The 14780-nt window shown below is 66.8% G+C and carries 16 protein-coding genes; 11 read left to right on the plus strand and 5 right to left on the minus strand.

Annotation, left to right across the window (positions count from 1 at the left end; all coding sequences use genetic code 11):
- Window positions 1-302 precede the first annotated feature (302 nt).
- On the minus strand, window positions 303-845 hold the full coding sequence (locus tag M2282_RS10440; protein ID WP_280808723.1) for a hypothetical protein: 543 nt from the start codon (window positions 843-845) through the stop codon (window positions 303-305).
- Between the two features lie 110 nt (window positions 846-955).
- Here M2282_RS10440 and M2282_RS10445 point away from each other — a divergent pair, with 110 nt between their 5' ends.
- Window positions 956-1936: a LysR family transcriptional regulator gene (locus M2282_RS10445; RefSeq protein ID WP_280808724.1), complete on the plus strand. Its 981-nt coding sequence runs from the start codon at window positions 956-958 to the stop codon at window positions 1934-1936.
- Between the two features lie 14 nt (window positions 1937-1950).
- On the opposite strand, the gene M2282_RS10450 is transcribed toward M2282_RS10445, so the two are convergent.
- Window positions 1951-2124, minus strand: a complete 174-nt coding sequence (locus M2282_RS10450) for a hypothetical protein (protein ID WP_280808725.1) — start codon at window positions 2122-2124, stop codon at window positions 1951-1953.
- Window positions 2125-2250: 126 nt separating this feature from the next.
- On the opposite strand from M2282_RS10450, the gene M2282_RS10455 reads away from it, so the two are divergent.
- Window positions 2251-3057: a metallophosphoesterase gene (locus M2282_RS10455; RefSeq protein ID WP_280808726.1), complete on the plus strand. Its 807-nt coding sequence runs from the start codon at window positions 2251-2253 to the stop codon at window positions 3055-3057.
- A 204-nt stretch (window positions 3058-3261) separates the two neighbouring features.
- Window positions 3262-4632: an amidase gene (locus M2282_RS10460; RefSeq protein ID WP_432422896.1), complete on the plus strand. Its 1371-nt coding sequence runs from the start codon at window positions 3262-3264 to the stop codon at window positions 4630-4632.
- A gap of 7 nt (window positions 4633-4639) precedes the next feature.
- On the opposite strand, the gene M2282_RS10465 is transcribed toward M2282_RS10460, so the two are convergent.
- Window positions 4640-5260, minus strand: coding sequence for a TetR/AcrR family transcriptional regulator (locus M2282_RS10465; protein WP_280808728.1), 621 nt, complete (start codon window positions 5258-5260; stop codon window positions 4640-4642).
- Between the two features lie 86 nt (window positions 5261-5346).
- Complete coding sequence (locus M2282_RS10470) at window positions 5347-6081, minus strand: GntR family transcriptional regulator (RefSeq protein WP_280808729.1); 735 nt, start codon at window positions 6079-6081, stop codon at window positions 5347-5349.
- Window positions 6082-6365: 284 nt separating this feature from the next.
- Between M2282_RS10470 and M2282_RS10475 the strand changes: the two genes are divergently transcribed.
- The 8 genes from M2282_RS10475 (at window position 6366) to M2282_RS10510 (ending at window position 14391) form a co-directional block, all read left to right on the plus strand.
- Window positions 6366-7697 carry an aromatic ring-hydroxylating dioxygenase subunit alpha gene (locus tag M2282_RS10475; RefSeq protein ID WP_280808730.1) on the plus strand — a complete coding sequence of 444 codons (1332 nt, stop codon included), beginning with the start codon at window positions 6366-6368 and terminating at the stop codon, window positions 7695-7697.
- A 9-nt stretch (window positions 7698-7706) separates the two neighbouring features.
- Window positions 7707-9161, plus strand: a complete 1455-nt coding sequence (locus M2282_RS10480) for a glutamine synthetase family protein (RefSeq protein WP_280808731.1) — start codon at window positions 7707-7709, stop codon at window positions 9159-9161.
- A 5-nt stretch (window positions 9162-9166) separates the two neighbouring features.
- Window positions 9167-9490 (plus strand): 2Fe-2S iron-sulfur cluster-binding protein, encoded by a 324-nt coding sequence (locus tag M2282_RS10485; protein WP_280808732.1) that lies wholly within the window; start codon window positions 9167-9169, stop codon window positions 9488-9490.
- 52 nt (window positions 9491-9542) lie between these two features.
- Complete coding sequence (locus tag M2282_RS10490; protein WP_280808733.1) at window positions 9543-10742, plus strand: ABC transporter substrate-binding protein; 1200 nt, start codon at window positions 9543-9545, stop codon at window positions 10740-10742.
- A 42-nt stretch (window positions 10743-10784) separates the two neighbouring features.
- The gene (locus tag M2282_RS10495) at window positions 10785-11645 is read left to right on the plus strand and encodes a branched-chain amino acid ABC transporter permease (RefSeq protein ID WP_280808734.1); all 861 of its coding nucleotides are present in this window, start codon (window positions 10785-10787) and stop codon (window positions 11643-11645) included.
- Between the two features lie 310 nt (window positions 11646-11955).
- On the plus strand, window positions 11956-12918 hold the full coding sequence (locus M2282_RS10500) for a branched-chain amino acid ABC transporter permease (RefSeq protein WP_280808735.1): 963 nt from the start codon (window positions 11956-11958) through the stop codon (window positions 12916-12918).
- Window positions 12915-13676: an ABC transporter ATP-binding protein gene (locus M2282_RS10505; protein ID WP_280808736.1), complete on the plus strand. Its 762-nt coding sequence runs from the start codon at window positions 12915-12917 to the stop codon at window positions 13674-13676. Before M2282_RS10500 ends, M2282_RS10505 begins: the two co-directional genes overlap by 4 nt.
- Window positions 13669-14391: an ABC transporter ATP-binding protein gene (locus M2282_RS10510; RefSeq protein ID WP_280808737.1), complete on the plus strand. Its 723-nt coding sequence runs from the start codon at window positions 13669-13671 to the stop codon at window positions 14389-14391. The genes M2282_RS10505 and M2282_RS10510 overlap by 8 nt, the downstream gene beginning before the upstream one ends.
- A 15-nt stretch (window positions 14392-14406) precedes the next feature.
- On the opposite strand, the gene M2282_RS10515 is transcribed toward M2282_RS10510, so the two are convergent.
- On the minus strand, window positions 14407-14772 hold the full coding sequence (locus M2282_RS10515; RefSeq protein WP_280808738.1) for a hypothetical protein: 366 nt from the start codon (window positions 14770-14772) through the stop codon (window positions 14407-14409).
- Window positions 14773-14780 lie beyond the last annotated feature (8 nt).

Below are 14780 nucleotides of genomic sequence, written 5' to 3' on the forward strand. Positions count from 1 at the left end.
GAAGTTTTTTTATCGACCAACTCTCCAGCAACCACCCCTTCCAGAGCAACCACCGAAGCGCTACAGGAGCGTCATCAGCCGAGCCCACGAGTATACATCGATATTTCGGGTTAACGCTACCCGGTGAGATTTTGTTCTCGAATACCCAGCTCAGCTTGCGCATACGGATGGAGGCAACGCCTGCGCCCCACTTACTAATAGAGATGTAGAGATGTGCATGCCGCTCTCTGGGCAGCGAGATCCACCCACACATGAAAAAAGCCGCCCGAAGGCGGCTGTCTATCTCAAGCGAGTTGCTCTGCTTAGTAGTAGCGCGAGCTGTTCATGCGTCGCATCGCTTCATAGAGCGTCGGCATGCGGGCGTCCTGCGAACGGGCGCTCATGCGAGCCAGGGCGTCGATCTTTGCGACTGCAGCGGCGGGCACGGTGCCTTCCGACTGCTGGCGCCACACGGCGGCTTGCAGTTCCTGCATCACGCGCGGATCGTTCTTCGCGGTTTCCATGAAGCGGGCATCAGCGTTGGCAGCGGCACGACGCTCGGCAGCTGCGCGCCAGAGACCGGCGATGCTGCTCTTGCGCACCGAGCTTGCGAACAGCGCAAACAAGGCGATTGCTGCGAGGCAGAAGATGGTCCATGCGGCGAGCAGCGCGCCTTCGTTCCAGTTGGAGACGAGCGTGTCGGCAACCACCAGCACCGCTGCCGCGATGGCAACGGTGAACAAGGCGATCAGCGGACGGGCGCCTTCAGCGCCGGCGCGTGCGGCCTGGATCTGGCCGAAAAGAACTTCGGCGCGACGGACGCCGGGGTGGACAGTGGGTTGGTCAACGTGGACAAAGCTGGTCATGGTGCGATCCCTCCGGGGATGAATGGCAACGAGTGCCGATGCGGTGATATTAGGGGTTACCCTAGTGTTATGCCACTTTATCTTTCTGATGTTTATCATTCACAGTGCTGATGGACGTCAACTTTCGCACGCTCGACCTCAATCTGCTTCGCGTCTTCGACGAGGTGATGGCAGAGCGCAACCTCACGCGCGCGGCCCGCAACCTCTCCATTACCCAACCGGCGGTGAGCAACGCGCTGCGGCGCCTTCGGGAGGTGCTGGGTGACGAACTGGTACGCCGCGCCGGGCCAGGGGTGGAGCCCACCCCCCGAGCGCTGGCGCTCTGGCCGACCGTGCGCGACGCGCTGCGCCAGCTGCAACACACCTTGGCGCCGGGCGAGTTCGATGCGGCGACCGCCGACACGACCTTCCTGCTCGCCATGGCCGACGCCACTGCGGCAGAGCTGATCCCGGGCCTGGTTCAGATCGCCGAGCTGGAGGCCCCCGCCATATCGCTGCGCGTACTGCCGCTCACCACCCGCGATCCGCGCCGCATGTTGGAGAACGAGGAGGTCGACATGGCGATCGGCTACTTCCCGGCCGTGATCGCTAGCCTGGCGGCGCGCGGACAATCGGGGGTGGGGGTGCCGTTCGAGACCCAGCGGCTCTACCTGGGTCAGTATGTATGCGTGATGCGCCGCGGCCACCCGTTGGCCGATGCGCCGCTCACGCTCGACGACTACTGCGCCGCCCGGCACCTGCTGGTGAGCTTTTCGGGACGACCTTACGGCTTCATCGATCAGACGCTGGGTGCCATGGGCCGCGAGCGACGCATCGTGGTGACGGTGAACCAGTTCTTCACGGCTGGCCGGGTGGTGGCCAATTCAGACCTGCTGACCGTGCTGCCACGTCACTTCGTGACCGTGACAGGCATCGACGACCAGTTGGTGCTCCGCGACCTGCCCTTCGACCAGCCCCCGGTGCATGTGGATGCCATCTGGCATCGGCGCGCCCAGCACGGGCATGCGCACGAGTGGCTGCGGACCGCGCTGTTGCGGTCGGCCGCAGCAGCCTTCGCGGGCTCGATCCTCGGGCAGAAATTGCCCGGCTGACCCGCGTTGTTGACTCAGCGGACGACGCTGAGCCAGGCCGATGCGGCGGCGCGCAGTTCCTGCGCGTGGTGCGCACCGCGACCGGCGCGAACGTCGGCGCTTTCCATCAGCGCGGCGGCGTGGCTGGCCGGTGCGATGTCGCTGGAGGAACGGAAGAAACGGGCCACTTGGGCGATGAGGCTGAACATGGTGTTGCGCGGCTTGTGGCCGTGCTCTGAGTGGTTGATGCTCCAAGATTAAGGGTTTTCCCTAGGAAAACAACCCTGACCTTATGCGCTTCATGCATGGGGCAATTCACCTAGACTGGCCCGACGATGAAGCTGCAACTGCTCTCCGACCTGCACCTGGAGTCCCACCCCCGCTTCCACGCCGAGCCGATTCCGGGCGCCGACCTGCTGGTCCTGGCCGGCGACATCGGCTCCTACCAGGAAGGCTCCCGCCTCGAAGACACCGATTTCGGCTTGGGCCGTTTTTCGCCCCGCAACGGCTGGCCGGTGCCGGTGGTCTATGTGCCGGGCAACCACGAATACGACAACGCCGACTTCGACGAGACGCACGAGCGCCTGCGCGCCCTCTGCAAAGAGCTCGACATCCGATGGCTCGAGCGCAAAACCCTCGTCATCGATGGCATCCGCTTCATCGGCACCACGCTCTGGGCCGACTTCGATGCGCTGGTCGAATCCACGGACAGCGTGGCCGAGGCGCTCAAGAAACGCGGCAAGGCGATGCGGGCGGCCGACTTCTACCTGGAAAAGATGGCCGCCCAGCGCCATGGCGAAATCTTCCTGTCCGGTCCGCTGCGCGAGCAGGCGCTGGTGTGCCAGGCGTGGCTGCGACAAGCGCTGGCCGAGCCGTTCGATGGCACCACGGTCGCCATCACGCACTTCGCGCCGACGCTGGCGAGCGCCGATCCGCGCTACGGCCTGACGCCAGGCACCGCCGGCTTCTGCAACACCCTGGATGAACTGCTGCCCCAGGCCCATCTCTGGCTGCACGGCCACCTGCACTGCGCCTTCGACTATGTAAAGGACGGCTGCCGCGTCGTGGCCAACCCGCTGGGCTACAAGCGCAACGGCGAGCAGGAAGGCTATCGCCCCGACCTGCTGGTCGAGGTGCGCTGACCCTCGTGCCACCGTAACGGCCGGCTACGGTCGTGCCGCACGCGCTGTGTAGACTGCCTCGAGCCCACCCCGGAGAGAGACATGACACAGCCACGACACCGCCGCACGTTCCTTCGACACACGGCCGGCGCCGCGGCTGCGGTCGGCCTGCTGTCCGCCTTGCCCAAAGCGCTGGCCCAGGCGCCCGAGGCCGCGGGCAAGGCCATGGGCCAGCTGTCGATGGCCGAGATGTCGCGCCGCCTCGCGGCCGGATCGCTCAGCAGCAGCCAGTTGGTCGAAGAAGCGCTGGCCGCCATCCGGAACCCCGCGGGCGAAGGCGCGCGCACCTTCATCCAGGTGCATGCCGCGTCGGCGCGCAGCACCGCGGCGCGGCTCGATGCCGAGCGCAAGAGCGGCCGCGAGTCCGCCTCCCCGATTTCCGGCATCCCGATCTCGCTGAAAGACCTATTCGACGAAGCCGGCGTCACCACGCTCGGCGGCTCCACGGTGCTGCTCGGCCAGCCGCCCGCGCAGCGCGATGCCGTCGTGGTCGAGCGGCTGCGCCGCGCGGGCGCGATCGTCATCGGGCGCACCAACACGGTCGAGTTCGCCTACACGGGCCTGGGCATCAACCCGAACTACGGCACGCCGAAGAACGTCTTCGATCGCGTGACTGGGCGCATTCCCGGCGGTTCGACCTCGGGCGGCGCCATCTCGGTGACCGACGGCATGGCGGCTGGCGCCGTCGGCACCGACACCGGCGGATCGCTGCGCATTCCCGCGGCGCTCAACGGGCTGGTGGGTTTCAAGCCCACGCAGCGCCGCATTCCGCTCGACGGCGTGATGCCGCTGTCGACCTCCTTCGACTCGGCCGGGCCGATGGCATGGACGGTGGAAGACTGCGCACTGCTCGACGCCGTGCTGGCCGGCGAACTGCCGCGCGCGCTCAAGGTGGTCTCGCTGCGCGGCCTGCGCTTTGCGGTGCCGAAGACCTTCTTCCAGGACGATCTCTCGCCGCCCGTGGCTGCGGCCTTTGCGTCGGCGTTGTCCAAGCTCTCTGCCGCGGGCGCCACGGTGACCGAGTTGCCGATGACCGAGTTCGCCAAGGCGCCGACCATCAACCCGCGCGGCATGATCACCGCCTCCGAGGCCTACGCCTGGCACCGCGAATTCATCAGGACGGGCGCGGCCAAATACGACCCGCGCGTGCTGGCGCGCATCAAGACCGGCGAGACGATCACCGCGCCCGACTACCTGCAACTGCAGGCGCTGCGCCGCCAGTTCATCCGCTCGATCAACGCCGCGGCCGCCGGCTACGACGCGATGCTGATGCCCACCACGCCCGACATTGCGCCGCTGATCGCCGAGGTGCTGAAGGATGACGAGACCTACTACCGCATCAACGGCCGCATGCTGCGCAACCCGTCAGTGGTGAACCTGTTCGACGGCTGCGCGCTCTCGGTGCCTTGCCACGACGCGGGCACCGCGCCGGTCGGGCTGATGGTGGCCGGCATCGGCAACACCGATCACCGGCTGCTGGCGGTGGGCGCGGCGGTGGAGGCGGTGGTGACGCCGCGGCGCGGCATCAACAGCTAGATCCCGTTCAGCGCGAAGCCAGGCCGTCGAAACAGGTGCCGAGCACGAGCTCGACGATCTCTGCGTCGCTCTGCAGGCCACTTGCCTTGAGAAAACCGAGCACCGGATCGCAAGCGCGCGCGAACAGCGTGTAGAGCACGGCGATCGCCGGCAGCTTCGAATTCAGCGTGCCGTCGGCCTGGGCCGCCTGGATCCAGCCGCCGAGCGTGTCGCTGATCAGCACCAGCCGGTCGAGATAACCGCGGTTGTTCATCAGCGCGGCGCGCAAGGTGGAGTTCTGGTGAGGCAGGGAAGGCATCTCGCCGGCCAACTGCGCTTCCATGGCCCAGCGCACCACCGCGCGCAGCTTGTCGATGGGCTTCTGGTCGGCCGGCACCGACGCCAGTACATCCTGCGTGCGCTGCATGAGGCGCACCATCGCGGCGGCAGCGAGATCTTCCTTGCTGGGAAAGTGCTTGTAGAGACTGGCCTTGGCGATGCCGACGGAGGCGGCGACCTCGTCGACCGTCATCGATTCGAAGCCCTTTTCGGCCAGCAGGCGGTTGGCGGTCTGCACGATGGCCTCTTCGCGGGCCTGCAGCATCTGTTCCTTGAACGAGGGCTTGGCGGGAGCGGCAGCAGTGGTCATGCGGAAATTCTAGTCGTGGCCGTCGCCGGCCAGACGAGGCGAGTGCGGAAATACCGCTCGGTATTTTGCAGACTGGCGAGTTCGGCTCAGGCGTTGCGCCCTTTGGAAACCAGCTTGATGCCCGGCATCAGTTCGGCCGCGAGTTCGGGCCGCTCCAGCGCGTAGTCGAGGTTCATGCGCGCGATCTCGACGTGCTCTTCGCCCAGCGCCTGCGCCCGCGAGCCCTGGCCGCGCTCGATGGCCTGCACCATCGCGTGGTGCGTGCGGTGCGCCTGGCGCATCCACTGCTGGCCCTCTTCCATCGACGACTGCATCGGCAGCATCGCGCTGGGCGCGGCGAAGGGCTGGCCGCCGAGCATGTCCATCACCCGCTTGAGCGCGAGGTTGCCGCAGCCCTCGACGATCAGCTTGTGGAAGCGGTCGTTCATCTCGACGTAGGCTGCGTAGTCGTCGATTTCCATGGTCGGCTTGTTCGACGCTCTGTCGCCGGCGTCCAGGCAATCCTTCAGGTCACGCAGCAGCTGGCGCGAGGCGCCGTCTTCGGCCAGCAGGCGCGCCGCGAAGCCTTCGATCACGCCGCGCACACGGATGGCGTCGGCCACTTCCTGCGAGGTAAAGCGGCGCATCTGGTAGCCGCCGCTGGGCGATTGCTCGATGAGGCCTTCGTGCTCGAGGCTGGCGAGCGCCAGGCGCACCGGGGTGCGCGAGGCTTCGAGCTTCTCGGCGAGCGGGATCTCGGCCAGCCGCTCTCCAGGCACGAATTCGCCCTTGAGGATCATGTCGCGCAGTTGCACGAGCACGCGGGATTGTTGAGAGTCCATCGGGAGGCGCCGGGAGCGGGAATGAGCGGATTCTAGGAGACAGGTCCGTCATTGCACGCAGCATATTTGTTTTGGCTCGGTTGTTGCATGCATTTCTGCACGACATGTGTCAAAACCAAACATCACACTGAGCGTTAACCCTTATTTAAGTCGCTTCAAGCCCAAATCAGGGCAAAAGGGCAGATGAAAGTTTGACCCGGATCGAAGATCACCAAGACAATGCATACCGTTGCATGCAATGCCTGCACACCTCTTTCCGAAGCACCCACGATGGAGCCCGCACGATGATCAGCGCCGAGCAGAACGATTTCATCACCCGCGTCGGACGCGACGCCCCCGCCGGCAAGCTGCTGCGCCGCTACTGGCAGCCGGTGGCCCTGGCCGACGAGCTGACGGGCCCGCGCCCGGTCAAGCCGGTGAAGCTCATGGGCCAGGACTTCGTGCTGTTCCGCGACGAAAACGGCCAGCTCGGCATGCTCGACCGCGATTGCCCGCACCGCGGCGCCGACCTCGCCTTCGGACGGCTGGAAAACGGCGGCATCCGCTGCGCCTTCCACGGCTGGCTTTTCGACGCCAAGGGCAACTGCCTCGAAACGCCCGCCGAACCCGCCACCAGCAAGCTGTGCAGCCGCATCAAGCAGTCGGCCTATCCGGTGGTCGAGAAGGCGGGCGTGGTCTTCGCGTACATCGGCGAAGGCGAGCCGCCGGCCTTCCCCGACTTCGACTGCTTCGTCGCCCCCGACACCCACACCTTCGCGTTCAAGGGCCTGTTCGAATGCAACTGGCTGCAGGCGCTCGAAGTGGGCATCGACCCCGCGCACGCCTCGTACCTGCACCGCTTCTTCGAGGACGAAGACACCTCCGAGAGCTACGGCAAGCAGTTCCGCGGCGCCTCGGCCGACTCCGACATGCCGATCACCAAGGTGCTGCGCGAGTACGACCGGCCCGAGATCAGCGTGGAGCCCACCGACTACGGCTTCCGCCTGAAGGCGCTGCGCAAGCTCACTGAAAAAACGACGCATGTGCGCGTGACCAACGTGGTGTTCCCGCAGGCCTTCGTGATCCCGATGAGCGCGGAGATGACCATCTCGCAGTGGCATGTGCCGGTCGACGACACCCACTGCTACTGGTACGCCATCTTCACCAGCTTCACCGGCCCGGTCGACAAAGAGCAGATGCGCGACCAGCGCCTGAAGCTCTACGAGCTGCCCGACTACACCTCGCGCAAGAACAAGCGCAACAACTACGGCTACAGCATCGACGAGCAGCTCACCGAAACCTACACCGGCATGGGCGACGACATCAACGTGCACGACCAGTGGGCGGTGGAATCGCAGGGCGCCATCCAGGACCGCACGCGCGAGCACCTGGGCAGCACCGACAAGGGAATCATTGCCTACCGCCGCGTGCTGGTGAAGGCCATCGAGGCCACGCTGGCCGGCGAGACTGCGCCGATGCTCATCGACGCCGCACAGGCCAGCGCCATGACCGGTCCGCCCTCCATCGACGGCATCGGCCACGTGGTGGACGAAGCGGCCACCGAGACCTACTGGCAGGAGGCTGACCGCGCACGGCGCCTGAAGTCCGACTGGGCCTCCGCGCGGCTGGCCGCCTGAGCACACGCCATGAGCAGCAGCAACAAGAACTCATTCGTCGACCGCTTCGGTCTCTGGTCCGACGACCAGCATGCACAGGCGCGCGAGCTGGTGCGCCGCATCGACAGCGGCGAGGTCGACCTCGTGCGCTTCGCCTGGCCCGACCAGCACGGCATCCTGCGCGGCAAGACGCTGGTTGCCACCGAGGCGCGCTCGGCGCTGTGGGAGGGCGTGAACCTCACCTCCACGCTGCTGGCCAAGGACACCTCGCACAAGACCGTGTTCCCGGTCTTCACCACCAACGGCGGCTTCGCCATCGAGGGCTTGCAGGGCGGCGCGGACTTCACCATCGTGGCCGACCCCGCCACCTTCAAGGTGCTGCCGTGGGCGCCGCGCACCGGCTGGATCCTGTGCGACGCCTACATGGCCGACGGCAAGCCTTGCCCCTTCGCGACGCGGCAGATCCTTCAACGGGCGGTGCGGCAGCTCGACGAACTGGGGCTCGACTTCATCGCCGGCCTCGAGGTGGAGTTCCACGTCTTCAAGCTCGAGGATGCGCGCATGGGCCTGGCCGATTCGGGCCAGCCCGGCGAGCCGCCGCGCGTGTCGCTGCTCTCGCACGGCCACCAGTACCTGACCGAGCTGCGCTACGACCGCGTCGACGGGCTGATGGAGCTGCTGCGCTCGAACCTCATCGCGCTCGGCCTGCCGCTGCGCTCGCTCGAGATCGAATTCGGCCCGAGCCAGTTCGAGCTGACCTTCGGCCCCACGGCCGGCGTGATGCCCGCCGACACCATGGTGCTGCTGCGTAGCGCGATCAAGCAGATCTGCCAGCGCAACGGGTTGCACGCCAGCTTCATGTGCCGGCCGAAGATCCCGAACGTGATGTCCAGCGGCTGGCACCTGCACCAATCGCTGCGGCGCAAGAGCGATGGCGTGAATGCGTTCATGCCCGACGCCGAAGGCCAGGACCTGAGCGAGATCGGCATGCACTACCTGGGCGGCCTGAAGGCGCACGCCTGCGGTGCTGCCGCGCTTGCGAGCCCGACGATCAACGGCTACCGGCGCTATCGTCCCTTCTCGCTCGCGCCCGACCGCGCGATCTGGGCAAAGGACAACCGGGGCGCGATGCTGCGCGTGCTCGGCGGCGTGGGCCAGAGCGCCTCGCGCATCGAGAACCGCGTGGGCGAGCCGACGGCCAATCCGTACCTGTACCTCGCATCGCAGCTGTTCTCGGGCCTCGACGGCATCCGCCACAAGACGGACCCCGGACCCTCGGCCGATGCGCCGTATGAAACGCCGGCCGAACACCTGCCGCGTTCGCTCGGCGACGCCCTCGCGTGCCTGCGCCGCGACGAGATGCTCAACACGCAGATGGGCAAGGTCTTCATCGACTACCTCTGCCACATCAAGGAAGCGGAAATCGCCCGCTTCAACCTCGAAGTCAGCGAGTGGGAACACCGCGAGTACTTCGACATGTTTTGAACCCCATGCCCACGATCCACTACATCCTCAAGGACGGCACCACGCGCGCGGTCGACGCCAAGGTCGGCGCCAGCGTCATGGAAACCGCCATCCGCGGCAACGTGCGCGGCATCGATGCCGAATGCGGCGGCTGCTGCTCCTGCGCCACCTGCCACGTCTACGTGGACGAGGCCTTCGCCGGCCTGCTGCCGCCGCCCGACGACATGGAAAGCGCCTTGCTGGAGGCCGTCGCGTCCGAGCGGCAATCCAATTCGCGGCTGAGCTGCCAGCTCAACGTGACAGCCGCCCTCGATGGCCTGAGGGTGCGCGTTCCTGAGTCACAGGTCTGACGCACACTCGCCCGCTCCGCATCCATCCATTCCACCTGAAAGGCGTTTTTTCATGACGACGATGACGAAGAGAACCGTTCTCTCGACCCTCCTGCTCGCCGGCTTCGGCATGCTGGGCACCGTGGCCGCGCACGCTGCCGACGAGCCGCTGCGCATCGGCCTCATTGCCACCTATTCCGGCCCCTACGCCGACTACGGCCGCCAGTTCGACGCAGGCATCGCGCTGTACCTCAAGGAGCACGGCGGCAAGGTGGGCGGGCGCACCGTCGAGATCATCAAGAAAGACACCGCCGGCCCCGCGCCCGATGCCGCCAAGCGCATCGCGCAGGAGCTGGTCGTGCGCGACAAGGTGAGCATCCTCACTGGCCTGGACTTCAGCCCCAACGCCTACGCCGTGGGCGCCATCGCCACGCAGGCCAAGATTCCGACCATCGTCATGAACGCGGCCTCGTCGGCCATCACCAACAGCTCGCCCTACATCGCGCGGCTGTCGTTCACCGTGCAGCAGGTCACCGACCCGATGGCGCGCTTCATGCTCAAGGAGGGCATCAAGGACGCCTACACCGTGGTCGCCGACTACGCCTCGGGCGTGGATGCCGAAACCGCCTTCAAGAAGACCTTCACCACCGGCGGCGGCAAGGTCTCGGGCGAGGTGCGCACGCCGATGAACAACCCCGACTTCTCGGCCTACGTGCAGCGCATCAAGGACGCCAAGCCCCAGGCCGTGTTCTTCTTCTTCCCCTCGGGCGTGATGCCGCCTGCCTTCCTCAAGGTGTGGAAGGAGCGCGGCATGGAGCAGGCCGGCATCAAGCTCTACGCCACCGGCGAAGCCACCGACGACAGCTACCTGGACGCCACCGGCGACGTGGCGTTGGGCCTGGTCACCAGCCACCACTACTCGTTTGCGCACAACTCGCCGAAGAACCAGAAGTTCGTGAAGGACTTCGCCGCCGACAACGGCGCCAAGCTGCGCCCCAGCTACTTCGCCGTGACCGCCTACGACGCCATGGCCGCCATCGACCTCACGCTGCAAAAAACCAAGGGCGACGCCAGCGGCGACAAGTTCATGGATGCGCTGCGCGGCCTGCGCTTCGAGAGCCCGCGCGGCCCGATCGAGGTGGACCCGCTCACGCGCGACATCGTGCAGACCGTCTACATCCGCAAGACCGAACGCGTGAACGGCCAGCTGGTGAACGTGGAGTTCGACAAGTTCGACCGCGTGAAAGACCCGGCCAAGGAAAGCTCGAACTAAGCCCGCACGTCAGCAAGCAGCGCAGCCAGCAACAGGAGGCCCATGGGCATCGTGATCTTCGACGGGGTGGCCTACGGCATGCTCCTGTTCCTCATCGGCGTGGGCCTGTCCATCACGATGGGGCTGATGAATTTCGTCAACCTCGCGCACGGCAGTTTCGCGATGGTGGGCGGCTATGCGGCGAGCCTGCTGATGAACCACTGGGGGCTCGGCTTCGGGCTATCCCTCGCGGCGGCCTTCGTGTCCGCGGCGCTGGTGGGCGCGGTGCTGGAGCTCGTGTTCTACCGGCGGCTGTACCGCGCGCATCCGCTGGACCAGGTGCTGCTGTCCATCGGCGTGGTGTTCGTGTCTATTGCAGCGTTCACCTACTTCTTCGGGCCGACGATGCAGCCGTTCACGCTGCCGCCGGCGCTCGACGGACAGGTGGCCATCGGCGGGCTCGAAGTGGGCCGCTACCGGCTTTTCCTGATCGTCTGCGGCGTGGCCGTGTTGGCCGCGCTGCTGCTGGTGCTGGGCAAGACGCGCTACGGCGCGATGGTGCGCGCGGCGGTGGACAACCAGCGCGTGGCGGGCGGCACCGGCATCCATGTGCAGCGCCTGTTTTTTCTCACCTTCTCGCTGGGCTGCGGCCTTGCGGGGCTGGGCGGCGCGCTGAGCCTGGGCATGCTGGGACTGGAGCCTTCGTTCCCGCTCAAGTACCTCGTCTACTTTCTGATGGTGGTGTGCGTGGGCGGTGCGGGCACCGCCACCGGGCCGTTCATTGCGGCGCTGCTGGTGGGCATCGTCGATGTGGCGGGCAAGTACTACTGGCCTGAAGCGGGCGCCTTTCTCATCTACGTCTTCATGGTCGTCATGCTGCTGGTGCGGCCGAACGGGATTGTTGCGAAGAAGGGGCTCGCATGAAGCACCGCTTGCGTTGTTCAGGGCGGGCTCACGCCGACGGGGTGCCTTGCTCCGCGAATGTCCCCCGCCCTTCGGGCTCCTCCTTGATTTCGCTGCGCAAGGCACCCCATCGGCGTGAGCGTTGCAAGCAGCGGTGGTTGATCGCTCGGTCACCAGCGGCGTGCCCCGGTGCACAGGGCGTCGGGTGCTCCCCGCAGCGAAATAAAGGAGGAGCCGAAGGCGGGGGACATTCGCGGAGGGGAGCACCCGGCGGCCTGTGCACGCGCCCTGAACAACAGCGCCGAACACAACAGCAAGAAGGTCAAAAAGCATGAAGCCCGTGACGATGACCCCCACGCGCCTGCGCATCGCCGAGATCGCTTTCTGGCTTGCACTCGCATCGAGCTTCTTCCTGCTCCCAGACAAGCTCACGCTGATGAGCCAGATCATGATCTTCGGCCTGTTCGCCGTGTCGCTTGACATGGCACTCGGCTACGCGGGCATCCTCACCGTCGGCCATGCCGCCTTCTTCGGCGCGGGCGCCTACGCGGCGGGCCTGCTCGCCAAGTACGGCTGGAGCGAGCCCTTCACCGGCCTCGTGTTCGCGCTGGTCGTGAGCGGCCTGCTCGGCTACGTGCTCAGCTACCTCGTGGTGCGCGGCGCCGACCTCACGCGGCTGATGATCACCATCGGCGTGTGCGTGCTGCTGTACGAACTGGCCAACCGGCTCTCGGGCATCACGGGCGGCACCGACGGGCTGCAGGGCGTCGTCATCGCGCCGGTGCTCGGCTTCTTCGACTTCGACCTCTACGGCAAGACCGCTTTTTGCTATGCCTTCGGCGTGGTGCTCGCGATGTTCCTGCTCGTGCGGTTGGTGCTGCGCTCGCCGTTCGGGCTGACGCTGCGCGGCATCCACGACAGCCGCAAGCGCATGACCGCCATCGGCTCACCGGTCGAGGCGCGCCTGCGCATGGCCTATGCGTTCTCGGCCGCGGTGGCCGGCGTGGCGGGCGCGCTGCTCGCGCAGACCACGCAGTTCGTCGGCATCGAATCGATCGGCTTCAACCGCTCGGCCGAGGTGCTGATCATCCTGGTGCTCGGCGGCACCGGGCGCCTGTACGGCGGGATGATTGGCGCCATCGTCTACATGCTGGTGCACGATGGGTTCGCGGACATGAACCCGCAGTACTGGATGTTCTGGCTCGGCATCTTCCTGATCGCGGCTGTGATGCTGGGGCGCGGCGGGATCATGGGCGCGCTGTCGCGCTTCGTGCGAATGGGGAAGGCACGATGAGCTCCACCCATACCCTGCGCACCCGCGATCTGGGCATCCGCTTCGGCGCCTTCCAGGCGGTGAGCGAGGTGAACCTCTCGCTCGAACCCGGCGCGCGCCAGGCGCTGATCGGGCCCAACGGCGCGGGCAAGACCACGCTCATCAACCTGCTCACCGGCGTGTTCAAGCCCACGAGCGGATCGATCCATATGGGCGGGCGCGACATCACGCGCCTCTCGGGCGACAAGCGCGCCCGCATGGGACTGGCGCGCACCTTCCAGATCAACACGCTGTTCCCAAGTCTCACGCCGCTGCTGTCGGTGGTGCTGGCGATCAGCGAGCGCGAAGGGCTGGGTGCCACCTGGTGGCGGCCGCTCAAGGGTTGCACCGCGGTGTTCGACGAGGCCCATGCGCTGCTCGCCAAGCTGAAGCTCGACAGCCTCGCCGACGTGCCGGTCTCCGAACTGGCCTATGGCAAGCAGCGGCTGCTGGAGATCGCGCTCGCGCTCGCGGCCAAGCCCCGCATCCTCTTGCTCGACGAACCCGCGGCCGGCGTGCCCGAAGGCGAAAGCGGCGAGCTCTTCGAAGCCATCGCGGCATTGCCCGACGACATCAGCGTGCTCTTCATCGAGCACGACATGAAGCTCGTGTTCCGGTTTTCGCGCCGCATCTCGGTGCTGGTGGGCGGGCGCATCCTCACCGAGGGCACGCCCGCCGAAATCGGTGCCGATCCGCGCGTGCGCGAGGTTTACCTTGGAAGCTCCCACCACCATGCCTGAAGCGCTCGCCTTCGACCACGTCACCGCCGGCTACGGCAATGCCGTGGTGCTCGACCGTCTCGACTTCTCGTTGCAGCAGGGCGAGAGCCTCGCGATCCTCGGGCGCAACGGCGTGGGCAAGACCACGCTGCTCGAGACGCTGATGGGCAACACCCGCGTGATGCAGGGGGCGATCCGGTGGCAGGGCGCGGACATCACGCGCTGGCCCTCGCATCAGCGCGTGCGCGCGGGCTTGGGCTGGGTGCCGCAGGAGCGAGAAGTGTTCCCCTCGCTTACCGTCGAGGAGAACCTCACGGTGATCGCGCGGCTGGGCGGCTGGAACCTGAAGCGCGTCTACGACTTTTTCCCACGCCTGCGGGAGCGCCGCGGCAACTACGGCAGCCAGCTCTCGGGCGGCGAGCAGCAGATGCTGGCCATCGGCCGCGCGCTGATGACCAACCCGAAGCTGCTGCTCCTCGACGAGCCGATGGAGGGCCTCGCGCCGATCATCGTGGAGGAGCTGTCCGCGGCGATCCGGCGCCTGTGCGAATCGGAAGGCCTGGCGTCGATCGTGGTCGAGCAGCATCCGGTGCTCGCGCTGGAAATGACGCACCAGGCCATCGTGCTGGAGCGCGGCACCGTGGTGCACGCCGGCCCGAGCGCGGGGCTCGCGGCCGACAAAGGGCTGCTCGAAGGGCTGCTGGGCGTGGGAATCGCCGAGGATCTGGCGAGCTGAACGACCGGCTCGGCGTCAGGCCACGGTCTCCTGCTTCAACCGCTTCGCGCAGACCGTGAACCGCCATGCGGCCAGGCACGCCGCCACGAAGCTCAGGGCCCACGAGATGCAGAGGTACGCATACATGAGGAAGGCCAGCCCGATCTGCAGTACCGATTTCAGGAACGAGGTGCCCTCGCCGACGATGTAGAACTCCGCGAGCGCGTGCACGCCCCACCACACCCCCAGCGGCAGCGCCGCCACGCACAGGCCGTAGGCAAGGCTGGCAGCCAGCGGACCCATGCGCCCCTGCGCCACGGCCCGGTGGACGACCTGATAGAGGACGACGCTCAGCACCACGGGGGCGGCCAGGCCGAAGGAGATGCAGAAGTCGAGGACCATGCCTGCAC

The sequence above is a fragment of the Variovorax boronicumulans genome (assembly GCF_029892485.1).
GTDB lineage: Bacteria > Pseudomonadota > Gammaproteobacteria > Burkholderiales > Burkholderiaceae_C > Variovorax > Variovorax boronicumulans_B.